The sequence below is a fragment of the Polaromonas sp. A23 genome (genome assembly GCF_002001015.1).
Taxonomy (GTDB): domain Bacteria; phylum Pseudomonadota; class Gammaproteobacteria; order Burkholderiales; family Burkholderiaceae_C; genus Polaromonas.
Genome location: NZ_MUNO01000017.1, coordinates 262,565 through 283,275 on the forward strand (window position 1 = coordinate 262,565; position 20,711 = coordinate 283,275).

General features: G+C 61.0%; 23 protein-coding genes. 6 read left to right on the forward strand and 17 right to left on the reverse strand.

Going from position 1 to position 20,711, the window contains the following annotated elements; all coding sequences use genetic code 11:
- The first annotated feature begins 2 nt into the window (after positions 1 to 2).
- Positions 3 to 728: an ABC transporter ATP-binding protein gene (locus B0B52_RS08720; RefSeq protein WP_077593227.1), complete on the forward strand. Its 726-nt coding sequence runs from the start codon at positions 3 to 5 to the stop codon at positions 726 to 728.
- Positions 729 to 735: 7 nt separating this feature from the next.
- On the opposite strand, the gene B0B52_RS22460 is transcribed toward B0B52_RS08720, so the two are convergent.
- A complete protein-coding gene (locus B0B52_RS22460) occupies positions 736 to 891 on the reverse strand; it encodes a hypothetical protein (protein WP_168173507.1) in 156 nt (51 codons plus the stop codon).
- Between B0B52_RS22460 and B0B52_RS08725 the strand changes: the two genes are divergently transcribed.
- The gene (locus tag B0B52_RS08725) at positions 890 to 2,563 is read left to right on the forward strand and encodes a rhomboid family intramembrane serine protease (RefSeq protein WP_077593228.1); all 1,674 of its coding nucleotides are present in this window, start codon (positions 890 to 892) and stop codon (positions 2,561 to 2,563) included. The two genes, B0B52_RS22460 and B0B52_RS08725, sit on opposite strands and share 2 nt — an antisense overlap.
- A gap of 44 nt (positions 2,564 to 2,607) precedes the next feature.
- On the opposite strand, the gene B0B52_RS08730 is transcribed toward B0B52_RS08725, so the two are convergent.
- From B0B52_RS08730 to B0B52_RS08745, 4 genes are all read right to left on the reverse strand, one after another.
- Positions 2,608 to 3,336: a bifunctional 2-polyprenyl-6-hydroxyphenol methylase/3-demethylubiquinol 3-O-methyltransferase UbiG gene (locus B0B52_RS08730; protein WP_077593229.1), complete on the reverse strand. Its 729-nt coding sequence runs from the start codon at positions 3,334 to 3,336 to the stop codon at positions 2,608 to 2,610.
- A gap of 121 nt (positions 3,337 to 3,457) precedes the next feature.
- Positions 3,458 to 3,745: a hypothetical protein gene (locus tag B0B52_RS08735; protein WP_077593230.1), complete on the reverse strand. Its 288-nt coding sequence runs from the start codon at positions 3,743 to 3,745 to the stop codon at positions 3,458 to 3,460.
- 68 nt (positions 3,746 to 3,813) lie between these two features.
- Entirely contained in the window at positions 3,814 to 4,335 is a 522-nt protein-coding gene (locus B0B52_RS08740) for a hypothetical protein (RefSeq protein ID WP_077593231.1), read from the reverse strand.
- A gap of 275 nt (positions 4,336 to 4,610) precedes the next feature.
- Positions 4,611 to 4,913, reverse strand: coding sequence for a hypothetical protein (locus B0B52_RS08745; RefSeq protein ID WP_077593232.1), 303 nt, complete (start codon positions 4,911 to 4,913; stop codon positions 4,611 to 4,613).
- A gap of 371 nt (positions 4,914 to 5,284) precedes the next feature.
- Here B0B52_RS08745 and B0B52_RS08750 point away from each other — a divergent pair, with 371 nt between their 5' ends.
- On the forward strand, positions 5,285 to 6,016 hold the full coding sequence (locus B0B52_RS08750) for a hypothetical protein (RefSeq protein ID WP_077593270.1): 732 nt from the start codon (positions 5,285 to 5,287) through the stop codon (positions 6,014 to 6,016).
- On the opposite strand, the gene B0B52_RS08755 is transcribed toward B0B52_RS08750, so the two are convergent.
- From B0B52_RS08755 to B0B52_RS08790, 8 genes are all read right to left on the reverse strand, one after another.
- Positions 6,013 to 6,252, reverse strand: a complete 240-nt coding sequence (locus tag B0B52_RS08755; protein WP_077593233.1) for a hypothetical protein — start codon at positions 6,250 to 6,252, stop codon at positions 6,013 to 6,015. The two genes, B0B52_RS08750 and B0B52_RS08755, sit on opposite strands and share 4 nt — an antisense overlap.
- A gap of 113 nt (positions 6,253 to 6,365) precedes the next feature.
- On the reverse strand, positions 6,366 to 8,090 hold the full coding sequence (locus B0B52_RS08760; RefSeq protein ID WP_077593234.1) for a lysoplasmalogenase family protein: 1,725 nt from the start codon (positions 8,088 to 8,090) through the stop codon (positions 6,366 to 6,368).
- A gap of 19 nt (positions 8,091 to 8,109) precedes the next feature.
- On the reverse strand, positions 8,110 to 9,237 hold the full coding sequence (locus B0B52_RS08765) for a DSD1 family PLP-dependent enzyme (RefSeq protein ID WP_077593235.1): 1,128 nt from the start codon (positions 9,235 to 9,237) through the stop codon (positions 8,110 to 8,112).
- Positions 9,237 to 9,878, reverse strand: coding sequence for a histidine phosphatase family protein (locus tag B0B52_RS08770; RefSeq protein WP_077593236.1), 642 nt, complete (start codon positions 9,876 to 9,878; stop codon positions 9,237 to 9,239). The genes B0B52_RS08765 and B0B52_RS08770 overlap by 1 nt, the downstream gene beginning before the upstream one ends.
- 183 nt (positions 9,879 to 10,061) lie before the next feature.
- Positions 10,062 to 10,691: a DUF4136 domain-containing protein gene (locus B0B52_RS08775; RefSeq protein ID WP_077593237.1), complete on the reverse strand. Its 630-nt coding sequence runs from the start codon at positions 10,689 to 10,691 to the stop codon at positions 10,062 to 10,064.
- A gap of 31 nt (positions 10,692 to 10,722) precedes the next feature.
- Positions 10,723 to 11,646, reverse strand: a complete 924-nt coding sequence (gene ttcA, locus B0B52_RS08780) for a tRNA 2-thiocytidine(32) synthetase TtcA (RefSeq protein ID WP_254425671.1) — start codon at positions 11,644 to 11,646, stop codon at positions 10,723 to 10,725.
- Positions 11,647 to 11,701: 55 nt separating this feature from the next.
- The gene (locus B0B52_RS08785; RefSeq protein ID WP_077593271.1) at positions 11,702 to 12,073 is read right to left on the reverse strand and encodes a dihydroneopterin aldolase; all 372 of its coding nucleotides are present in this window, start codon (positions 12,071 to 12,073) and stop codon (positions 11,702 to 11,704) included.
- 52 nt (positions 12,074 to 12,125) lie between these two features.
- Entirely contained in the window at positions 12,126 to 12,920 is a 795-nt protein-coding gene (locus tag B0B52_RS08790; protein ID WP_077593239.1) for an SDR family oxidoreductase, read from the reverse strand.
- Between the two features lie 66 nt (positions 12,921 to 12,986).
- On the opposite strand from B0B52_RS08790, the gene B0B52_RS08795 reads away from it, so the two are divergent.
- The 3 genes from B0B52_RS08795 to B0B52_RS08805 all read left to right on the forward strand — a co-directional run bounded on the left by B0B52_RS08795 (position 12,987) and on the right by B0B52_RS08805 (position 16,002).
- Positions 12,987 to 14,096, forward strand: coding sequence for a class I SAM-dependent methyltransferase (locus tag B0B52_RS08795; protein ID WP_077593240.1), 1,110 nt, complete (start codon positions 12,987 to 12,989; stop codon positions 14,094 to 14,096).
- 697 nt (positions 14,097 to 14,793) lie between these two features.
- Positions 14,794 to 14,988: a DUF2905 domain-containing protein gene (locus tag B0B52_RS08800; RefSeq protein WP_077593241.1), complete on the forward strand. Its 195-nt coding sequence runs from the start codon at positions 14,794 to 14,796 to the stop codon at positions 14,986 to 14,988.
- A 12-nt stretch (positions 14,989 to 15,000) separates the two neighbouring features.
- Complete coding sequence (locus B0B52_RS08805) at positions 15,001 to 16,002, forward strand: ROK family protein (RefSeq protein WP_077593242.1); 1,002 nt, start codon at positions 15,001 to 15,003, stop codon at positions 16,000 to 16,002.
- Between the two features lie 13 nt (positions 16,003 to 16,015).
- Here the strand turns inward: B0B52_RS08805 and B0B52_RS08810 are convergent, their stop codons facing one another.
- The 4 genes from B0B52_RS08810 to otsB all read right to left on the reverse strand — a co-directional run bounded on the left by B0B52_RS08810 (position 16,016) and on the right by otsB (position 20,640).
- On the reverse strand, positions 16,016 to 16,417 hold the full coding sequence (locus B0B52_RS08810) for an MJ0042-type zinc finger domain-containing protein (protein WP_077593243.1): 402 nt from the start codon (positions 16,415 to 16,417) through the stop codon (positions 16,016 to 16,018).
- A gap of 71 nt (positions 16,418 to 16,488) precedes the next feature.
- Positions 16,489 to 17,871: an alpha,alpha-trehalose-phosphate synthase (UDP-forming) gene (gene otsA / locus B0B52_RS08815; protein ID WP_077593244.1), complete on the reverse strand. Its 1,383-nt coding sequence runs from the start codon at positions 17,869 to 17,871 to the stop codon at positions 16,489 to 16,491.
- Positions 17,872 to 18,010: 139 nt separating this feature from the next.
- Positions 18,011 to 19,849 (reverse strand): glycoside hydrolase family 15 protein, encoded by a 1,839-nt coding sequence (locus B0B52_RS08820; protein WP_077593245.1) that lies wholly within the window; start codon positions 19,847 to 19,849, stop codon positions 18,011 to 18,013.
- Positions 19,846 to 20,640 carry a trehalose-phosphatase gene (gene otsB, locus B0B52_RS08825; RefSeq protein ID WP_077593246.1) on the reverse strand — a complete coding sequence of 265 codons (795 nt, stop codon included), beginning with the start codon at positions 20,638 to 20,640 and terminating at the stop codon, positions 19,846 to 19,848. The genes B0B52_RS08820 and otsB overlap by 4 nt, the downstream gene beginning before the upstream one ends.
- Positions 20,641 to 20,711: the final 71 nt, after the last annotated feature.

Sequence of the window (20,711 nt, forward strand, 5' to 3'; positions counted from 1 at the left end):
CCATGACGGCTGCCACCAATTCCCGCGCGCTGATCGACATGGGCGAGGTCCGCAAGAGCTACAACCTGGACCTGCCCAGCGAGGCCGAGGTGCTGCACGGCGTGTCGCTGCAGGTGCAGCGCGGCGAATTCATCGCGTTGATCGGCCCCTCTGGCTCCGGCAAAAGCACGCTGCTCAACATCGTTGGCCTGCTCGAGGGCATGACGACCGGCAGCTACCGGCTGCAGGGCCAGGAGGTGCACGGCCTGGACGACGCGGCACTGACCCTGCTGCGGCGCAGCGCCCTGGGCTTTGTGTTCCAGTTTCATCACCTGCTGCCTGCCTTCACGGCGCTGGAAAACGTCACACTGCCCGCGCTGATGCGGGGCGGGCGCGTCAGTGCGAAGCAACGCGAGCATGCCCGCGCGCTGCTGGCCTCGGTCGGCCTGGCCAACGCCATGAACAAGCGGCCGGGCGAGCTGTCGGGCGGCATGCAGCAGCGCGTGGCAATTGCCCGCGCCCTGGTGATGGAGCCGGCGCTGGTGCTGGCCGACGAGCCCACCGGCAACCTTGACACCGCCTCGTCCGACGAGGTGTTTGTGCAGCTGCGGCGCATGCACGTCGAGCTCGGCACCACCTTTGTGGTGGTCACCCACGATCCGCGCCTGGCCGCCCGTTGCGATCGGCTGGTCGAGCTGATCGACGGGCGCATCGCGCGCGACGAAGCCGTCGCCCCCACGCCGGCCTGAGTGGTCTTCAGGCCGGGCGGGTGGCCAGACGGGCATTGTGTACGATCAGGATCTGCGCCAGGGGCAGCGGCGAGGCAAAACGGCTGTAGCTGAGCCGCATCGAAAGCGGCTTCAGGGGCAGGCCGGAATTGTTGGCTGAAAGAAAAAATAGGGGGGAGGACATGGTTGATTCAACCGAGGCTTATTCGCGCGAGTTTCACGCCTCATGGAGGAGCTCCACCGGCAGGGTGACAGTGGTTGTCATCGTGATTGCCTTGTTGCTGTCGGCTTTTGGCCTGCTGGGCCCTCATCGTCCCCTGTCATGGCTTCTTCTGGCCGGCGCCGCTTTGATGTACTGGTTTGCGTGGATTCTGAGCCGCCAGATACTGGGCAAGAAGCCCGCGCTGCGTGTCGGGCCTCGTGGCATCAGGGCGAATGTTCTCAAGGACAGGAAACCTTCCTGGAGCGACATTGCCGACGTGCGTGAGGAGTCGGTCCAGGGGCATACGCACATCGTGCTGTCGCTGGCTCCGGGCGCTGCCGCGGCTTTGCAGGGTTCACGGCTGAGCGGCAACAAACGTGAACTCCGGATACCGCTGGGCGCGATCAGGAAGAAAGACCAAGCCGATGCTGTTCAGGCAGTTGTCGAGGGGTTTCAGCGCTATGGCGGTACCCAGGCAAAGAAGGCAGCCGAGGCATACATCGAAGAGCTTCTGGCCGAAGCGGACTTTGAGCTTCGCCTGAGCAAGATGACGCCCGTGACCTGGGCGCTGTATCTGATGGTTGCCCTGAACGTGGGTGTATGGCTTGCCAATGTCCTGTCCGGCGTCAGCGCATTCAAGCCCTTGCCGTCCGACCTGCTGCGTTGGGGTGCCAACTCTGCCGCCTCCGTGGTGGAAGACCACCAGTACTGGCGCTTGCTGAGCGCAACTTTCCTGCACGCCGGTGTGCTGCATATTGCGCTGAACATGCTGGGCCTGTGGGAAGCCGGAAAACAGCTGAACCGCCTCTACGGCAACGCCCAGTTTCTGATTATTTATTTCGCCAGTGCTCTGGTGGGCAGCGCGCTCAGCCTTCACTTTTCCGCGCAGCAGGCGGTGTCTGTGGGGGCGTCCGGTGCCGTGTTCGGTGTGCTCGGTGCCCTCTTGACGGCGATGTACCGGCATCGCGGCCGCATTCCGGGAACGATGAGCAAAAACGTCATGTCGAGCCAGCTGGTTTTTCTGGTCTACGCACTGGGCCAGGGGTTTGCGAAGGAAGGTATCGACAATGCCGCCCACGTAGGCGGCCTGTTGGCCGGCAGCCTGCTGGCCTGGTTGCTGGCTGGAAAAATGGACGAGACACAGGGCTTGCGACGACGGCAGGTGACAGTGATGGCAGGCCTGTTGATACCCGCTGCAGCTGTGGCCGGTCTGGTCCTGACGACGCCTGAGCCCAGGGTTCATCATCGCCAGTTGTTTGAGTTTCATGCCGGTATGGCCCGCATCCTGCCGGATCTACAAGCCGCGGAGAAGGCCTTGCAGGCAGACGGAAAGGCGGCGAGCACAGGCAAGCTGACGACGGCGCAGTTTGTCCAGGCAATCGAAACACGGCACCTGCCGGCCTACAGAAAAGTAGAGAGCGCGCTCGCACCGCTGGATGTTCCGCCCAACGACCGGGCGGCACCACTGGTGCAGGACATCAAGCGTGGCAACACCCTGTTGGTGGCGATGATGCAGATCGAGGTCACCCGGGCGAACAACCCGGGTCAGGTCGACCCGGTGCTTGAGGCCAAATTCAAGGCCATGGGTGATGAGCTGAAACTCATCAAAGCGCGTTCTACCGAGAGGGACCAGGCCAAAAAGCCTGGCAAGTAATGCGCATTTAGGTTCGGCGACTGGCCGCTCGCCGCGACTGATGGTTAAACCATTTGTCCGACAAGACGGACCATTCCACGCACTCCAGGCTCGCGACGAACATTGAAGCCGCTTGACTGGAACTTGGCGACCAGATAGTCAGGTGATAACCGAAGTTTTCTGTAGTGACTTACCTGCGTTTGCCAACCGTCCGGTGTGCGCTGATGAAGGATGTCATGGACCAGGACAGTCTCTGACTCGTACTCCAGAAAGCAAGTCAGTATGCGACTGTCATCGCTTCTCACCGGGATAAAGCGCCCGTTCCCAACCAGAGGCACGGAATAGTCCCGGAAAGAAACGACGAACGTGCCGCCAGGCGGTAGTTCGGTAGATGCTCTTTCAATGAGGCTCTCGACGGCCTTGAGATCAGGCAAGTGAGTGATCGTGTCGCCCATGCACAGGATCGCGGACGGCGGTTCTGAAATGTGGCGCTGAAATTCAAGCAGCTCATCGTTGACTGTTTGAATAGGTAAGCCACTGCCAATCTCTGTGAGCGTACGCAGCAGCTCCGCCGACGTATCGATAGCGATTACGCGTGCGCCTCTGCGTGCGAGAGGGATGGAATGCATGCCAAAGCCAGCGCCAAGATCGAGTACGACGGCCCCGTGAGTGAGTGGCAAGTTCAACGCTCCAATCTCAGCGGCGCCGGCCTCAAGCGCAGCGGCAGCGCCTCCCGCCATCCAAAGGTAGATGGGGGCGAGGTGCTTTGCATAGTGTTCTGTGACGGTGGTCATACGGGTAGTCCGAAAACATTTAATGAATTCACCGGCCTGCGCGGCAATCGCCTTGGAGAACTGGTGTCATGGGTGGTTCCTGGCTGGGCAATGAGTTAGACCGCTCCAGGGTCAGTGTCGATCACGTGTTGAATATTCTCGAGTGTCTGGACTTGAGTTCCTGATAGCAACTTACGCATACGATTGCCATGCGGTTGAACTCACGGAATGCTTCGGTCTTGTCATCCTCGCGCAGGAACATTTCCTCACAGTCCTCGCACCAGGCCTGAAGATCGTTCGGGTCATCGCTGTTCTCGACAAAACCAACGGGAACGACTTTGGAATCGATCATGTGACCGCAGACGACCGCAGCGATGCAGGTGTCGCCGTGTGTGTTGCAATTGATTGTCGGTGGGCTATCGTCCAACATGGCTGTGCGGTTTAACAACTATGTGGACCGGCACCATCGGTTTCAGTGTCAAACAACAAGTTAAGTAATCAGTTTGTTTTCTCACGGGAAACAGCAGCTCCCTCTGAATTTCTTTGCTGTCGCCTGATGAAAGCTTCTTGCTTTTTGATTCTTGCCACCTCGGCGTTAAATTTTACTTGCAGCCTATACAGCCAAATTGAAAACATACTGATAAAAATCCAGAAGGCGTAATGATTCCAGAAACTCCTTTTTGCCCTGCTTAATTTGTACTGAGGGTTGCCAAGCAATTGATTCGAAATACTGTCGGGCAGATTTAGATAGCGTTCGCTATCCATCATTTGAACCATGGTGCAGTCCCACGTAAATACATCTGCCCAGAAAACTCCAAAGTGCGAACATTTGTACCCTATTTTTATCGACAAGGACTGCGGTTTCCCCATGATGGAAAATTCACTTTGAAAATTTTCGACCTCAAAAAGTTCCTCTCCCCAATTGATGATTCCTAGTCCCCGTTTTGCGTAGGCATTGGTAGAAAAAACCAATATCACCAAAGACAATGCCAGTGCCAATTTTTTAGCGGTGTATCGCATGGTATGTGGTCCTTCGTGCAAATCTAAAGTGGGTATTTGGTCAACGGAAATGCCTCGGTGGCAGGCCACAAAGGATAAACCATACTTCCTGCTGCTCGGTATATCTCGTAGTGTCCATGCGGTGTTGCAGGGGAAGGCGTTCAGAGTTTTTAACGTGAAAATGACTGGATCACCAACACTCGCGGCGAAGCCACCTCTTGCCGTTGAGGGGAAGTCCATATAGAAAGGGTCAGGCACCGCGTAGGGTCTGGTGGGGATTGCATAGAGACTTGGCGCTAGGTTGAGGTGCCGTACTTTACATAGCAGAGAAGGGCAAGAACCGAACCCACAACAAGCCAGAACTCCCAGGTACGGTGTGTGAACCGTTTTCGTAGCAAACGCTTGGCAAGCTTTTCGGCCCGATCAATGGTTTCGTTGGCTTCTGCAAAAACACGCTGACCACGCTGGTGAGCATCCTCAAGTTTCTTGGCAGCTGAAAGGTACACCTCCTTCTCTGAGGGGTCGACTTCCTTTGCTGCAAGGGCGCGCATTGACTCTGCAGCTTTGGCAAAACCGTCAGGTACTTCGATCTTGGGCATTTCGTGAAGCCTAACCTTGATACATCCCACAAAACCGCGAAATAACAGGGAAACTAGCCAGACAACAGGACGCGGAGAAATCTAAGAAGATGTTTGTATTCATGACCTTAGCTGGATTGACTGCGTGTTTATACAGGCATATTGAATTTGACAAAGCCGCCGTCAGTCTTTCAACGCAAGGTGTGTCATTCTCAGCGAACTTCGGCACTTGGGCCATCCCCCAGTCATTCCATTCGCAACGGGTCATCCACGATGAATACCAAGGCTGAACATTTTGGGTTCCCTGGTATTCGCCGCCATGACTAGCAAAGCACCGCTCAGTGGTCGTACCTTCGTCAAGGGGCTCGCTCCGCCTGACTACACTGATGCAGATGAGCGCCCCTCCACAACCACCCAGCGTGCGAGACCGCCTGACTTCCTATTTCCGCAGTGGCGACGCCATGCGCAGCCGGAGCGTGAGTGATGTTGTGCTGTCTAGCACGGTCGATGTGCCCGCACCTCCTGCCAGGCTGGTGGCCGACTGGGAAAGGGAGATCTCGTTGCACCTGGAACTGGAACCCGGCGACGTCGAGGCCTTGCCTTTGGTGCGAGCGCGTGCGCGCTGGCCGGACTACCGGCACTGCGTCCAGGCGATTTCCGACTGGACACACACGCTGGGCCTGCACGATGAGCTTGCTTCTGCCGAGGTCGCCCTGATGGCCTGCCGCGGCGCGAGGTACCACCATGATGGCGCGCAGTATGGCGGCGCGGCCTTCTGCAACCTCTTCCTGGGCGAGGACAGGGGCCTGGACCTTCATTTTTCGGCAACAGATCTTCGCATTCCCCTGCGCAGGGGAACGGTGGTGGTTTTTGATACCGGTCAGCCGCATGCGGTGATCGAGCGCCGCGGCGCAGGCTTTGATGCGGCCGATTTCCCAGCCGGGCGGGATTGCAGCCTGGCGTTCCTGACCTGGGAGCTTCCCATTGAGAACGCCGCTGTCTGCCAGGCACTGGGGATCAGCTTCGACACCGATCCTTCAACCGCCCTGCTGCTGGAGGATGAGCAAGTCTGGTTGAACGGCGCACCGGCCAGCGTGTGCCCGGTGTCCGGTCGCTGGCGCTAGTAGCCCATTTTTCCCTGGAGTACCGCAATCAGATGTCCTTTGGCCTCGGCAAGCTGCGCCTTGTCGCTGTCGTGCACTTTCCTGAAAAATGCGGCGCATTCAGGCGAGCCGGCTTGTTCTGCATCCTTGATGTATTGGTCGTAGGCCATGAGGGCCTGCGCCTTGTTCTGGATCAGCGTGACCCAATCGTAGGCAAGGTTGCTGAGAGGATGGCGGTCGGTAGATTGCTCTTGCATGAAAATTCCTGTTTAAATGCAAAAGCATATGAATCCTTGACGCCGCATTTGTAGGAGCGCACCGACGATTCAATTTCCATATCGCCGCAAAAAGCCGTATCGCGGCTGCCCGGTCAGTTATCTAACAGTTGCGGGGCGGCGGGCCGCGCATTGTGCACGATCAGGACTTGCGCCAGGTAGTAGGTACTGAGCACCCAAAGTGGCGCCATGGCCAGCGACACAGCAAACCGGTTGGTGGCCAGCAGCGCATCACTGAGCATGAAGAAACCTGCGCCAACGGCCACGCTCAGCGCAGCCTTGTCGCGCAGCACGGTGGCGCGGCCTATCGCCTGCGCGGCCATGAGAGCAATCACCACCACATAGGCTGCCACGGCAAAACGCAGCACCGGGTTGAGCCCATTGAACAGGAAGGCATACATCAGCGCACCAATGCCCAGCGTGGCCGCGAGTGCCCGTCGGCTGGGAAACCATGGCTGGCCCTGTTTGAACAGGGCGATGTAAAACAGGTGTGCCACCAGGAAAGACAGCAGGCCAGGGATGAAGAAGCCGGGAAACATCAGGAAAACATCGCCGGCGAGGGAACAGGCCAGCCCCGCCAACAATAACAAATCAAATCGGCCTGCAGCCCTTATGGGGTAAGCGCGAACAGCTACAAAAACAAGAGCAAAACAAAGCGCCAGTGGCTTGAAGACACGGTGGAGTTCCACCAGCCCCAGGGCGCTGGTTGCGGTTGCCAGCGCTGCCGCTTCGATGAGCAGCACTTCGGTCAAGCTCAGGCGACCCTGCAGGGCGGCGCTCACGGCCCAGAGCCCGGTGGCCAGCACACCGAGCCAGATGGCGGACTGGGATGCAGGCATGCTCTCGGCGTGCCACAGAAAAAGCGCCACGCCCTGCAGCAACACGATGAACTGAATAGCGCCAAACCACATTGCGGTGCGGCTCAAGGGCGGGTGATAACGCTGCAGTTGTGTGATGTCAAAGGGCGGTTTGGGGAAACGCACGGCCACGTCTGCTGGGCGCCAGCCCGGCGGCTTGAACCAGACGCGCAGCTTGTCGTCCCAGTTTTTGGCATGCCAGGAGTCTTTGGCCAGCGCCCAGTACACCTCGGCGTTGGACCACAGCGGATCCCAGCTGTTGAGCGGGCTGCGGGTGCCGTACACACATTTCTCGTCTTCCTCGCGGAAGCTGCCGAAGAGCCGGTCCCAGATGATCAGGATGCCACCGTAGTTTCTGTCGACATAGGTGTCATTGACCGCGTGGTGCACCCGGTGGTTGGAAGGCGAGCAGAACCAGCGATCGAACCAGCCGAGCTTGGGCACGTGTTCGGTATGCACCCAGAACTGGTAGAGCAAGTCGATCAGCACGACCACGCCGAACACCAGCGGTGGCACGCCGGCAATCGCCATCGGCACATAGAAGATCCAGCCGAGCAGCGCGCCGCTGCTGGTCTGGCGCAGCGCAGTCGAGAGGTTGTAGTCCTGGCTCTGGTGGTGCACCACATGCGCGGCCCAGAAGATCGCGCTTTCATGGCCGGCGCGGTGCAGCCAGTAGTAGCAGAAGTCGTAGAAGACCAGAGCGATCAACCAGCCGTACCAGGTGGTCCAGAAGGCTTCGTTGGGGTAAAGCGCCACCGACGTATAAATGGCGGTGTAGATGCCAATGCGAAACAGCCGCGTGAACACCGCGCTGATCTGGCTCAGCATGCCCAGGCTGATGCTATTGATGGCATCGTTGAGGCGGTAGGTGTTGCGGCCTTTTGCGTAACCCCACGCGAATTCGATCGCAATCAGCAGAAAGAAAACGGGGGTAGCAAGGACAATGATCTGACTGGGGGTCATCCCCCGATTCTGGCCGGAATCAGGTCAAAGCACCTCTGGCATCAACCCTGATGATTTGTTCGACCTTTCCATGCGCCAAGCCGCCTCGCACCCCCAGCAGGTGGTTGTGCAGGTTGACGGTCGGATCGCAGTGGCCGGGTATCAGCCAGACGGTGTCGCCGAGGGCCGGCAGCACCGCGCCGCGCAGGATGCCGTGTTCGTCGCCCCCGTTGGCGTATTCCAGTGCCATTCCGTGCACTGCCGGCAGGCCCGAATCAATGGCGTGGCTTTTATGGCCTGCGTCCACCACCGCGTGGCTGGCGCTGACGCTGATGACCTGGCTTTTGACAAACAGCGCGTGCTCGAACTGTGGCTGGGCAGGGTCTTGTTCATTGCCCGCGTAGTCGCGGTCCATGAAGAGGTAAGAGCCCGCCTGCAGCTCGCCGTACACCCCGCTAGCGGCCTCAAGCGCGAAGGTGCCGCTGCCTGCGCCGGTGACCAGCGGCACTGCGTAACCCGCCGACTCCAGCGCGGCCTTGGTGGCCTTCACGTCTGCAATGACTTGTGCAATGGCTTGCTTCCGATCGGCCAGCGTGCGCAAGTGCTGGGCGCGGCCGTGGTAGGCCTGCAGGCCGCCGAACTGCAACTCCGGGTGGCGTGCGATTTCCGCGACCAAAGGAACAGCTGCAGCGCCGGGCGCCACGCCGCAACGGCCCTGGCCCACGTCAATTTCGATGAATACGCGCAGGCTGATGTGCTGGCCGCGCGCCGCCTCGGCCAGCCGGCGCACGCCTTCCCGGCTGTCTACGGCAATGGCCAACTCGCCGCCAAGTGCTTCCAGTTCCCTGGCCACTGCAACTACACGCTTGAGCTTGAAAGGTGACACCACCTCGTTGCTGATGTAGATGTTGCTCACGCCCACTGAGGCCAGCGCTTCGGCCTCCGAGGTCTTTTGCACACACACGCCTACCGCGCCCCGCGCCATCTGCAGTTTGGCGAGGGTGGCGCTTTTGTGCATCTTGGCGTGCGGCCTGAGTTTCATGCCATGCTGCGCTGCAAATGCAGCCATGCGGTCCAGGTTGCGTTCCATGGCGTCGAGGTCAACCACCAGCGCCGGTGTATCGATGGCCGCGGCAGTGCGGCCCAGCAGGTCAGACAGCAGATGCATCAGGTGCTCGTTTCATCCAGTGTGTCGGTGTCAAGGTGTTGGGTGTCGGCCCAGCCGACCAGCGTGAAGCCTTCAGGCGTCCAGAGCAGGCGGTTGATGGCTGCATTGCCCAGTGCCCAGGTGCGCGGTGCCTGGATGTCCAGTCGCGTTGCGGCGCGGTACAGGACATCCATCACGCCACCATGGCCGACCAGCACGATTTGCTCGCCTGCATGACGGGCAGCCAGCGCCTCTGCAGTAGCGACCACCCGTTCGCGCAACTGCAGCAGCGACTCCCCGCCCGCCGGTGCAAACCGTGGATCGCGTGTGCGCCACAACCGGGCCTGTTCTGGCAGCGCGACTTCAATTTCGGCAAAGGTTTTGCCCTGGAACTCGCCAAAATGCCGCTCGCGCAAGCCGGGTTCGGCAATGACCGCAACGCCGGTGGTGCGGCCAATGGCTTCCGCCGTGGCATACGCCCGGCCCAGATCACTGGCATAGATGGCGGTAATAGGTTCCTCGGCCAAAGCCTGCGCCACACGCTCGGCTTGCCAGCGGCCGATGTCATTGAGCCCGACATCCAGCTGACCCTGGATGCGTGTGTCCACGTTCCAGGTGGTTTCGCCGTGGCGTATCGCGAGAACGCGCGCAGCTTCGCTCACCGCACCGCCTCGGCGGGACTATCCTTCGACAAGCTCAGGACGAACGGAAAATCAGCGGACGAACTTGAGGACAGCATCTCCTTCAAGCAGGGGCCGCGGGTCCGGCTCCGCCGGCCCGCAGGCGCAGCGGCCCCCCCGGGGGGCAGCGTAGTACGCGAAGCGACAAGCGTGGGGGCCAACATCCTACCGGGGTATCTCGATATTTATCCGCCGCGTGTCGGCCGGAGGAACAGGAAAGCCGCGCAGCGCAGCTTCCAGCATGGCACCCACGACCGGGCCGCTGTCGTGCCAGGGGCCGTCGCCTACGGCGCGTGTTTCATACACCACTGCGTTGCTGCGCAGTTCCCGCATCACGATGCTGACCTCGCGCCGATAAAGCGGCGGCTCCATGCCGCCGAACGGGAAGCCAAAACCGAACCCGATGGAGCTGCCCCCGCCGCCTATGCCGCTGCCGATGAAAATATTCGGTCCGCCATACGGATAGCCCCCGTAGCCGCCGTCCCAACGTGAGCGGATCACCGGCAAGGTGCTGGCGTTGACCAGGACACTGAAGCTTGCGGCTTGCGGGTTGTACTGCAAGCCGACTTTGGCCAGCGCTGCCTGGGCCAGGCCTTCAAGCTGGGCCTGTTGTGTTTCGGTCTGCTGCTGGGACGGCAAGCGCTCAAAGCGATACGTGCTGCCCGGCGCAGGTGGCGCCGGCGCCCAGCGGGCAAAGCTGGTGACTTCGCTGTCCACCAGGCGGGTGCTGGAACAACCGCCCAGCAGCCCGAGCAGGGCTGAACCAGCAATGAGGGCTGCCAGTACTTTTTTCATAGGACCTCCAGGATGGTTGGGGCCAGAAGAATCAGGACAAACTCACCACCGACACGCCGGGCCGGGCTGGTTCAAAAAACTCTTCGGCATCAAACGCCTTGTCGCCGTCGGGGTCCGGCATGCCGGTGCTGCGTATGCCCTTGAAGTCGTGCTGGTTGTTGTCCATCAAATGCGAGGGCACTACGTTTTGCAGCGAGGTGAACATGTTCTCCAGCCGGCCGGGGAATTTCTTATCCCACTCCCGCAGCATGTTGCCGACCTGCACGCGCTGCAGGTTTTGCTGGCTGCCGCAGAGCGTGCAGGGAATGATGGGAAAGTCGCGCACCTGGGCCCACTTGATGAGGTCTTTTTCAGTGACATAGGCCATGGGCCGGATCACCACGTGCTTGCCAGTGTCGCTGACCAGCTTTGGCGGCATGCCCTTGAGGCGCGACGCAAAAAACATGTTCAGGAAGAATGTTTGCAGCATGTCGTCGCGGTGGTGTCCCAGCGCAATCTTGGTGGCGCCCAGCTCTTCGGCCACGCGGTACAGAATGCCCCGGCGCAGGCGTGAGCACAGCGAACACATGGTTTTCCCCTCTGGGATCACGCGCTTGACGATGCTGTAAGTGTCCTGCGTCTCGATGTGGAAAGGCACGCCGAGTTTTTCCAGGTACTGCGGCAGGATGTGGTCGGGAAAGCCGGGCTGCTTCTGGTCGAGGTTGACGGCGATCAGCTCGAAGTTGATGGGCGCGCGCTTTTGCAGCTTGAGCAGGATGTCCAGCATGGCGTAGCTGTCCTTGCCGCCCGAGACGCAGACCATGACCTTGTCGCCTTCTTCAATCATGTTGAAGTCCACGATCGCACGGCCGACTTCGCGGCACAGGCGTTTTTCGAGTTTGTGTTCTTCGCGCTCGATTTTCAGGCCCGCTGTTTTCGCATCGGCCGCGCTGCCGGTTTCGGTCGCGTCGTTCATCACATCATTCAATACGGCACTCATATCGTTTCCATCCATCAGGTTCGCCACTGTCCTACCACTGCCCGGTCTCGACGCGAATGGCTACTTCGCAGTCGTCAAAAATTTCAAGTTTCGCAATTTTCACCCGCACGCCCAGCACCCCGGGCAGCAGCATCAGCCGGTGCGCCAACTTGCCGATCAGGCTTTCGAGCAGGTTGACGTGTTCGGCCGTGCACTCGTTGATGATGATCTGGCGCACCTTGCGGTAATCAAGCACATGGTGAATGTCGTCGTCGCTCGGCAACATGGGTTGGGTGCCGAGGTTAAGTTCGGCATCCACCTGAATCGGCTGCGGCGCGTTTTTTTCCTGTTCAAGAATGCCCAGGTTGGCGTCAAAGCGCAAACCGGTCAGCGTCAGGATCTGGGTGCCACGGGTGTTGAACATGGTGATTTCAGTCTGCATGGGTTGCAAAAGACGGCGTTGTAGGAAGGCGCGCTCACATCAGTGAGAAATCGCGCTCGAATTTCATCAGGTGCTGGCCGCCGTCCACCAACAGGGTGGTTCCGGTCATGGAGCTGTTCTCCAGCGCGAACTTGACTGCGGATGCCACATCGGCAGGGCTGGATGAACGGCCCAGTGGTGCGAGCTTGTGCAGGGCCTGGAATTTCTCGTCGCTCAGCAGGTGACTGGTCAGCGTCAACCCTGGCGCCACACCCACCACACGCACCAGCGGCGCCAAGGCAATGGCCAGCATGGTGTTGGCTGCCTCCAGCGCCGCCTTCGACAGGGTGTAGCTGAAAAAATCAGGATTCTGGTTCCACAGCTTCTGGTCCAGCAGATTGATGACCGCAAACTGGCCGGTTTGCTCAGCCACCGCGCCCTGTGCTTGCCGTGCGGCCACATGCGTGTGCAGGGCCTGCGCCAGCACGATGGCGGCACCGGTGTTGCTGCGCATGTGTTTTTCCATCGCCTCAAAGCTGAACCCGGCGACGTTGTCGTGTTCGAAGGTAGAGGCGTTGTTGACAACCGCGTCTACCTGGCCGAAGTGTTTGATCACTTGCGGAAGCAGGGCGCGGACCGAGGCCTGGTCTTCCAAATTTGAATGAAAATGGGCTGCACCCTCCGTCAGTCGGCCGCAGTCAGCTACCGTTTTGATAGCGTCTTCAGCGGAATGCCGGTAATGCACGGCCACTCGCCAGCCGCCGGCTGCGAGCGCCAGCGCAATCTCGCGGCCTAGCCGTTTGGCGGCGCCGGTAACGAGAACAACAGGAGCGGCAGGCGCAGGGTTCATGTGAAAGAGGTTTGGGAGCCAACAGGCAGGGCAATCGCCGACAATTCACGGGTGAGCATTTCTCCCATGACAACACCCCCTAGTTTAACGAGCACCCTCGCTTTGCACATTCGCGAGGTCATAGCCGCAGCCGGCGGCTGGATTGGCTTTGACCGATTCATGACCCTGGCCCTGTACACCCCGGGCCTGGGCTATTACGCCAACGATTCGCGCAAATTCGGCCTGATGCCCGGCTCGGGCAGCGATTTTGTCACCGCGCCCGAGCTTTCACCACGTTTTGGCCGGGCGCTGGCCCGGCAGGTGGCTCAGGCGCTGGAGGCCACCGGGACCACCGAGGTTTGGGAATTCGGGGCCGGCTCGGGTGCCCTGGCAAGCCAGTTGCTGGAGACCCTGGGACCGAAGCTCACGCGTTACACCATTGTGGATCTGTCGGGCAGCCTGCAGGTGCGCCAGCGGGAGCGTTTGGCGGCCTGGGGCGACACCGTGCAGTGGGTCAGCGAACTGCCGGCGCAGATGCAAGGCGTGGTTGTCGGCAACGAGGTGCTCGATGCGATGCCGGTGCAGTTGCTGGCCCGTGTCGGCAGTGCCTGGCATGAGCGAGGTGTAGTGGTTGCTGGCGATGCATTTGTCCACGCTGACCAGCCGACCGCCTTGCGGCCACCGCTGGAAGTGCCGGGCAACCACAACTACCTGACCGAAATTCACCCGCAGGCCGAGGGTTTTGTACGCACGCTGGCGGACCGGCTGCAGGCGGGCGCCGTGTTTCTGATCGACTACGGTTTTCCCGAACACGAGTATTACCACCCGCAGCGCAGCATGGGCACGGTCATGTGCCACCGCGGCCACCTGGCCGATGCCGATGCACTGGAAGATGTGGGAGAAAAAGACATCACCGCCCACGTGAACTTCAGCGGGATCGCGCTGGCCGGGCAGGAGGCAGGTTTTCAGGTGCTGGGGTACACCAGCCATGCGCGCTTTCTGTTGAATTGCGGCGTGCTTGACGGCATGGAAGATGCGCCGCTGGCCGAACGGGTGATGGTGCAGAAGTTGATCAATGAGCATGAGATGGGGGAGTTGTTCAAGGTCATCGCTTTTGCCGTTGACTCTGGGGCTTGTCCTTGGAGTGGGTGGCAGGCGGTTGGGTTTGGGGAGGGGGACAGGAGTCACACCCTGTAGCGGTTGCATTGCTTCCGACTGTCAAGGCCGGATTTGTTAAAGATCTCTTTGCTTCGGATGTTTTGGGTTTGCCCGCAAGCCGGGGGTTGCCCGGCGGCAACTCACTTTCTTTTTGCGTCGCCAAAAAGAAAGTAAGCAAAGAAAAAGGCGACCCTACTGTCTGCGTCCCCCTTCGCTGTCGCTACGGGGGCAACCTGCGGTGCTCGGTCCAGCCGGGGCCGGGCTCGAACTCGCTACGCTCAGACAATCGCCCGTCCTGATCCGTCTGGCCCTGCGCTCCTCGGCGCATACAGAAGGGTGGGGGATGAAAGCGGGAGCAGATTCGGGTACGCAACCGGGCTCCGGCGAGGACGCGCAAAGCGCATCCTCGCCTCCCCGAATTGGTATTGGTTTTCGATCTTCTTCCCCCCACCCGTCGGGCTGGGCCGAGGAGCGCAGCCGAAAATGGACCAGGGCGAGCGATTGTCTGAGCGAAGCGAGTTCGAGCTCGACCCCATTTTCGGCGAGCACCGCAGGTTGCCCGTAGCGAAGCGAAGGGACCCAGACCATCGGGTCGCCTTTCTTTTCCTTAGGTTTCTTTGGCGAAGCAAAGAAAAGTAAGTCGCCCGCCGGGGCGAGACCCGGCTTGCTGGCGAGCCACTGCAACTCGCAACAACCCTGCAACGCGGCGCAAGGCGCTTGCCTCTAAACTAGCCCCATGATTCGCTGGATGCTGGTGATTTTCCTCGCGCTGATGTTGATCAGCTGGTTCACGCCCCTGCTGCACAAGCTGGGCTTTGGCAAACTGCCGGGCGATTTCCGTTTCAAGCTGTTTGGCCGCGAGTGGTTCATCCCGCTGACAACCACTATTTTCCTGAGCCTGGTGGCCAGCCTGATCAGCCAATTGATTTGAGCAGGCCCATTGATGAATATCCCGGTATCGACATCCCTAGAAGCTTCTTCCTGCCCCGATATTCGCCTTTCGGCCGGGGCGGCGCCTGTCGCCTGCGTGGACGTTGGGGGCACCAAGGTTGCAGTCGGCGTGGTAGACCACCGGGGGGTGCAGGGCCGGCGGGTGGAGCCGACGGCCAAGGAGGGTGCGCCTGATGCCCTGGCGCAGCAGGTGCTGCGCATGATCAATGCAAGCTGCGAGGTTGCGCAGATCCGGTCCGGGGATATTGCTGCGGTTGGCGTGGCATCCTGCGGCCCGTTTGTGCTGAACCAGGGCTGTGTCGAGCTGGCGACGCCCAATATTTGTGGCGGCCTCGCCGGCGCTGCGCGCGGATTGCCCAACAACTGGACCACGGCCGTGCTGGAAGCGCCGCTGCGCGCGGCTTTCGCTTCCGTGCGGGTCGAAAACGACGGCATTGCCGCGCTGGAAGCCGAGCGCCGCTGGGGCGCGCTGCAGGGGCTGGACCACTGCGCCTACGTGACCTGGAGCACGGGCATTGGTGTTGGCCTGTGTGTGGATGGGCGGGTACTGCGCGGCAAAAACGGCAATGCAGGTCACGCGGGGCATATGTTCGTCAGCGACAACAACGACGCCTTGTGCGGCTGCGGCAACGTCGGCGATGTCGAGGCGCTGGTGGCCGGCAATGCCATGCCGCGGCGGTTTTCAAAACTCGGCTACACCGATGCTGCTTCCATTTTGATAGCTGCTCGTTCAGGAGATACGGGGGCTACGGCCATTATTGATGATGCATGCCGGGTGCTGGGTCGGGCTTTGTACAACCTGGTGGTGACACTGGACCTGCAGCGCATCAGCTTGGGCGGCAGTGTGTTCTGGCATCACCGCGACTACCTGCTGCCGCGCCTGCAGGCCCAGATCAGCGGCAAGCTGCCGGCGCTGACCGGAACGTTTGCGCTGGTCCCGGCCGGCCTGCGGGAACAGGTCGGCGACTACGCGGCGCTGGCGCTGGTGGTCTGACCCCGTTCGGCCTTCAGGGCAGCAGCGTCCATTCGTGGCTGCATTTGCGGCACTTCACCCGCACGCCGTCATGGCGAGCATCGTCTTCCACCACGTTGAGCAGCCCGTACGCTGTACAGACGGGGCAGTTGGCCTGTTCGGCCAGGGCTTCTGCATGGGACAGCAGATACAGGTAGCGGCGCAACGCCCACAGCCCCACAGCGCCGCTGATCATGAAAAGAAGGGTGTTCAGCAGTTTTTCGCCGAGCGTGCCGCCCTGAAAAAGCTCCAGGGTGGCCATCAGCGCAATCGTGCTCAGCAGCGCCAGCAGCATGTGGGCGTGGCTGGACAGCAGCTCATGCTCATACCACTTGCGAAAGCCGACTTTGCGGATGCCGTCAGCCAGCGAGCGGTTGAGGTAGTTGTGGGTGGCCATGTCGGTCCAGTAGGTACCGAATGGTTACACAATGCTGCTTTTTCCGCCAGCCGGGGGCCAGACGGGAAGTTTCAGTCAGGCTCTATCTGCGACAGGGTGTCCAGGAAGCTCTTGCGCCACCAGTGCACGTCCTGGGCGCGTATCCGCTCAAGCAGTTTCTGGTGGCGACGCTGGCGCTCGTGCAGCGGCATTTGCAGTGCCAGCTGAATACTCTCGGCCGTGCCATCCGTGTCGTAGGGGTTCACCAGCAGCGCTTCCTTGAGCTGCTCGGCTGCACCGGCAAAGCGAGACAGTACCAATACCCCAGGATCAGCCGGGTCCTGCGCAGCGATGAATTCCTTGGCCACCAGGTTCATGCCGTCGCGCAGCGGCGTGACAAGAGCGACCGCAGCCACGCGGTACAGGCCGGGCAGGCGCTTGCGAGCGACGTTGCGGTGAATGTAGCGCACCGGCATCCAGTCCAGCTCGCCATAGTCGCCGTTGATGGAGCCGCACAGGCTCTCCAGCTCCTGAAGCAGGCCAGAGTAGGTGTCCAGCGCTTCGCGGCTTGGCGATGCAATTTGAATCAGGGTTGCGCTCTTGAGATTTTCAGGATACTTCTGCAGAAGTTTCCGGAACGCCCGCAGGCGTTGCGGCAGACCTTTGGAATAGTCCAGCCGCTCCACACCCAGCAGAAGACGGCGCCGGGAATATTCGCCCTTCATCCTCTCCAGCATCTCGCGCGCTTCCTTGCCGTGCGTCAACGCCGCGAACTCATCCACGTCGATACCGATGGGAAAGGCCTGGGCATGCACTGTGCGGCCAAAGGCGCGGAACTGGTGCTTGCTCATGGCCTCAGCGCCGGCCTCCTGGCCGACATACCGCGAGAAATGCTCCACATCAGACTCACTCTGGAAGCCCACCAAGTCGTACGCGAACAGCGACCGGATCAGCCATTCATGCTGCGGGATGGCGGCCAGGATGAGCGGTGGCGGCAAGGGAATGTGCAGGAAGAAACCAATGCGGTTCCTGCAGCCCATGGCGCGCAGCTCGGCGGCCATGGGAATCAGGTGGTAGTCGTGGACCCAGATGATGTCGTCGGGCTTGACAAGCGGCATCAGCTTGCGCGCCATCATCTGGTTGACACGCCTATAGCCGCCAATAAAGCCAGCGTCAAAGTCGGCCAGGTCCAGCCGGTAATGAAACACCGGCCAGAGCACGCCGTTGCTGTAACCTAGGTAATAGCTGTCGTGGTCTTCGCGGCACAGGTCCACCGTGCTCAGCGTCACATTGCCCGCCTGTTGGGTGTGGACCTCGCCTTCACCCGGCGTGCCTCCCTCGACAATCGTGCCGCTCCAGCCGAACCACACACCGCCGTTGGCCGACAAGGCATCACCCAGCGCAACGGCCAGGCCGCCCGCAGCAGTCTTGCGCGGATCCGCAACGCGATTCGATATGACGACCAAGCGACTCATGAGGCACTACCCGCGCTGCGATGTTTGACTGTGGCCAGCAGGGGCCGCGGAACCGGCTTTGCCGGGCCGCAGGCGCCGCCCCCTGGAAGGGGGGGAGGGGCTACACGCAGTGAGCCTCCGACGGGGGTAAACCAATCCTTCATACCTGACTGTCCCAAGGTGCGGAGAGGCGCACGGCAGCGTTGATGATGCCGACCATCGAATAGGTCTGCGGAAAGTTGCCCCACATCTCGCCGGTCACCGGGTGGGTGTCTTCCGACAGCAGGCCCACATGGTTGCGGGCGGCCAGCATGGTTTCAAAAATTTCGCGCGCCTGGTCTTTGCGGCCTATGCGTGCGAGCGCGTCAATGCGCCAGAAGGTGCAGATGTTGAAGGCGGTTTCGGGTTTGCCGAAGTCGTCCGGTGCCTCGTAGCGTCGCATGTAGGGCCCGTCGCACAGGTGCTTTTCCAGTGCGTCCACCGTCGCAACAAAGCGCGGGTCTTTCGGGTCGATGAAGCCGACCTCGATCATCAGGAGCACGCTGGCATCCAGGTCCCGGCCGCCGAAACTCTCGGCAAAGGCCTGGCGTTCCTCGCTCCATGATTCGCGAAGGATGCGCTCTCGCATGATGTTCGCGTGGCCGTGCCAGTAGATCGCGCGGTCTGGCTGCTTCAGGGTCACTGCGATCTTGCCGAGGCGGTCGCAAGCGGCCCAGCACATCAGCGCCGAGGAGGTGTGTATCCGGGCGCGCGTGCGCAGCTCCCACATGCCCGCATCGGGCTTGTCATAGTTGCGGACGGCCTGTTCGCCCACGGCCTCCAGGCGCGCAAACTCGGCCTCGCCGGCACGGTGGAGCAGGCGGTGGTCGTGAAACGACTGCGCAGCGCCCAGCACCACGTTGCCATAAACATCGTGCTGGAAATGCTCCTGGGCCTGGTTGCCCACACGTACCGGCCCCATGTTGCGGTAGCCGCCCAGGTGTTCGTAACAGGCCTCGGGCAGTTCGCGTTCCAGGCCGATGCCGTACAGCGGCTGAATGTGGCCCCCGCCGGCCTGCACCACGACGTTGCTGAGCCACCGCAGGTAGTCTTCCATGGTGCCGACTTCGGACAGGCTGTTGAGCGCCCGCACCACAAAAAAAGCGTCGCGCAGCCAGCAAAAGCGGTAGTCCCAGTTGCGTCCGCTGTTGGGCGCCTCGGGGATGCTGGTGGTCATGGCCGCGACGATCGCGCCGGTGTCTTCAAACAGCGAAAGCTTGAGCGTGATGGCCGCGCGTATCACGGCCTCCTGCCATTCCAGCGGAATATGCAGTCGCTGGCTCCATTTGTACCAGTAGGACAGGGTTTCTTCCTCGAACAGTCGCGCGGTATCGGCAATGCCGTCGGCCAGCGATTCGTCGGCGCCCAGCAGGAAGTTGTGCTCGCGTGTCAGCACGAAGGGCTGGCGGGACTGCAGGTGCGACAGGGGTGCGTCGGTGTTGAGCCGCAAGGTCAGTGCGTCGCCCACGTAACGCAGGTGGTTGCTGCCCTGGGTGACGACCGGCTTGCTGCGACCCCAGTCGTAACGGATGTCCAGCGACACGCGGATGCGCGGTGCGCCCTGGATGGGCTTCACGCGGCGCACGATGGTCATGGGACGGAAAAAACGAGACCGGCGGTAAAAGCGCGGCGCAAAGTCGGTGATTTCTATGCCTTGACCGCTGTGGTCGAACAAGCGGGTGCGCAGCACCGCGGTGTTCGCCTCGTACGATTGCGTGGCATGGGAAAAATTTTCAATCTCGATCGCAAAGGCACTGCCTTTGTCGCCGGGGTCCAGCAACGCATTGAAGACAGGGTCGCCGTCGAAGCGCGGCAGACAGCACCAGACAATGCGCGCCTGCGCGTCCACCAGCGCGCTGAAAGAGCAGTTGCCGATCACGCCGACCGATAACGAAGGCGGCGCGGGCGGCATGAAGGCGGCTGCCGCTGCAGATGAAGGGGAGGTGGTCGTAGCGCTCATGCAGGAAGCTTTCTGGGCCCGGGTTGGGGGCTGGCCCGGACGGCTTCTGTTAAAGCCGATTCAAGCCAGGTGCTCAGTTGCTGCACGTCGACGCAGCGATGCCGCGCGATTGTTTGTCCGGCGCCGACTTTCACCGCATGGCCGCCCATACGCTGGACCTGGGAGAAACCTGACTCGTCAGTGACGTCGTCACCGGCAAAGATGGGTGTGCGGCCTGCGAAGGGTGTCTCGGTCATGAAGGCCGCAATGGCGGTTCCTTTACTGACACCTGAGGGTTTGAGGTCAATCACATATTTGCCCTGTATCAGTTCGAGGCCATTGCTGCGCGCAACAGCCGCGCGCATCACGCTCAGGCAGAGCGCTTCAAGCTCGGGAGCATGGCGGTAATGCAGGCTCAGGGCCAGGTTTTTTTTCTCGAGTTTCAGCCCGGGGTGGCTGTCCAGCAGGTCTTGGGCGGCCCGCAGCACGTAGCGCATGTCTGCCGATGGTGCACTGATCAGAAGGCCTTCTGCGTTGCGGCGTTGCGCGCCGTGCTCTACCGCGGAGGGCAGTTGCAGCGGTGCAAGGAAAGCGTCGAGGTCAAGCAGGCGCCGGCCGGACACCAGCGCCAGCGCACCGCCCAGATAAACATACAGGCTGGCCAGCGTGCCCGGAAGAGAAGGGGGAATAACAACAGCCTCCGGCTGGGCGGCCAGTTCGACCAGGGTCCCATCAAAATCCAGGAAAAGGGCACAGTGTTCAGTGATCGAGGGGAGTGTATCGACGACCAGGTTTTTTTGCGTTGTTTGCATCACGCTTCACCTTAGCAGACTCCTTTTTGCCCGCTTGTAGGTCAGAGGCGCATTTGAAGTCCGGCAGATTG

Bases quoted from the DNA above. Each gene is read 5' to 3' on its own strand.
- B0B52_RS08720 (WP_077593227.1), top strand. From the start codon at position 3: ATGACGGCTGCCACCAATTCCCGCGCGCTGATCGACATGGGCGAGGTC.
- B0B52_RS08725 (WP_077593228.1), top strand. From the start codon at position 890: ATGGTTGATTCAACCGAGGCTTATTCGCGCGAGTTTCACGCCTCATGG.
- B0B52_RS22460 (WP_168173507.1), bottom strand. From the start codon at position 891: ATGTCCTCCCCCCTATTTTTTCTTTCAGCCAACAATTCCGGCCTGCCC.
- B0B52_RS08730 (WP_077593229.1), bottom strand. From the start codon at position 3,336: ATGACCACCGTCACAGAACACTATGCAAAGCACCTCGCCCCCATCTAC.
- B0B52_RS08735 (WP_077593230.1), bottom strand. From the start codon at position 3,745: ATGTTGGACGATAGCCCACCGACAATCAATTGCAACACACACGGCGAC.
- B0B52_RS08740 (WP_077593231.1), bottom strand. From the start codon at position 4,335: ATGCGATACACCGCTAAAAAATTGGCACTGGCATTGTCTTTGGTGATA.
- B0B52_RS08745 (WP_077593232.1), bottom strand. From the start codon at position 4,913: ATGCCCAAGATCGAAGTACCTGACGGTTTTGCCAAAGCTGCAGAGTCA.
- B0B52_RS08750 (WP_077593270.1), top strand. From the start codon at position 5,285: ATGAGCGCCCCTCCACAACCACCCAGCGTGCGAGACCGCCTGACTTCC.
- B0B52_RS08755 (WP_077593233.1), bottom strand. From the start codon at position 6,252: ATGCAAGAGCAATCTACCGACCGCCATCCTCTCAGCAACCTTGCCTAC.
- B0B52_RS08760 (WP_077593234.1), bottom strand. From the start codon at position 8,090: ATGACCCCCAGTCAGATCATTGTCCTTGCTACCCCCGTTTTCTTTCTG.
- B0B52_RS08765 (WP_077593235.1), bottom strand. From the start codon at position 9,237: ATGCATCTGCTGTCTGACCTGCTGGGCCGCACTGCCGCGGCCATCGAT.
- B0B52_RS08775 (WP_077593237.1), bottom strand. From the start codon at position 10,691: ATGAAAAAAGTACTGGCAGCCCTCATTGCTGGTTCAGCCCTGCTCGGG.
- ttcA (WP_254425671.1), bottom strand. From the start codon at position 11,646: ATGAACGACGCGACCGAAACCGGCAGCGCGGCCGATGCGAAAACAGCG.
- B0B52_RS08785 (WP_077593271.1), bottom strand. From the start codon at position 12,073: ATGTTCAACACCCGTGGCACCCAGATCCTGACGCTGACCGGTTTGCGC.
- B0B52_RS08790 (WP_077593239.1), bottom strand. From the start codon at position 12,920: ATGAACCCTGCGCCTGCCGCTCCTGTTGTTCTCGTTACCGGCGCCGCC.
- B0B52_RS08795 (WP_077593240.1), top strand. From the start codon at position 12,987: ATGACAACACCCCCTAGTTTAACGAGCACCCTCGCTTTGCACATTCGC.
- B0B52_RS08800 (WP_077593241.1), top strand. From the start codon at position 14,794: ATGATTCGCTGGATGCTGGTGATTTTCCTCGCGCTGATGTTGATCAGC.
- B0B52_RS08805 (WP_077593242.1), top strand. From the start codon at position 15,001: ATGAATATCCCGGTATCGACATCCCTAGAAGCTTCTTCCTGCCCCGAT.
- B0B52_RS08810 (WP_077593243.1), bottom strand. From the start codon at position 16,417: ATGGCCACCCACAACTACCTCAACCGCTCGCTGGCTGACGGCATCCGC.
- otsA (WP_077593244.1), bottom strand. From the start codon at position 17,871: ATGAGTCGCTTGGTCGTCATATCGAATCGCGTTGCGGATCCGCGCAAG.
- B0B52_RS08820 (WP_077593245.1), bottom strand. From the start codon at position 19,849: ATGAGCGCTACGACCACCTCCCCTTCATCTGCAGCGGCAGCCGCCTTC.
- otsB (WP_077593246.1), bottom strand. From the start codon at position 20,640: ATGCAAACAACGCAAAAAAACCTGGTCGTCGATACACTCCCCTCGATC.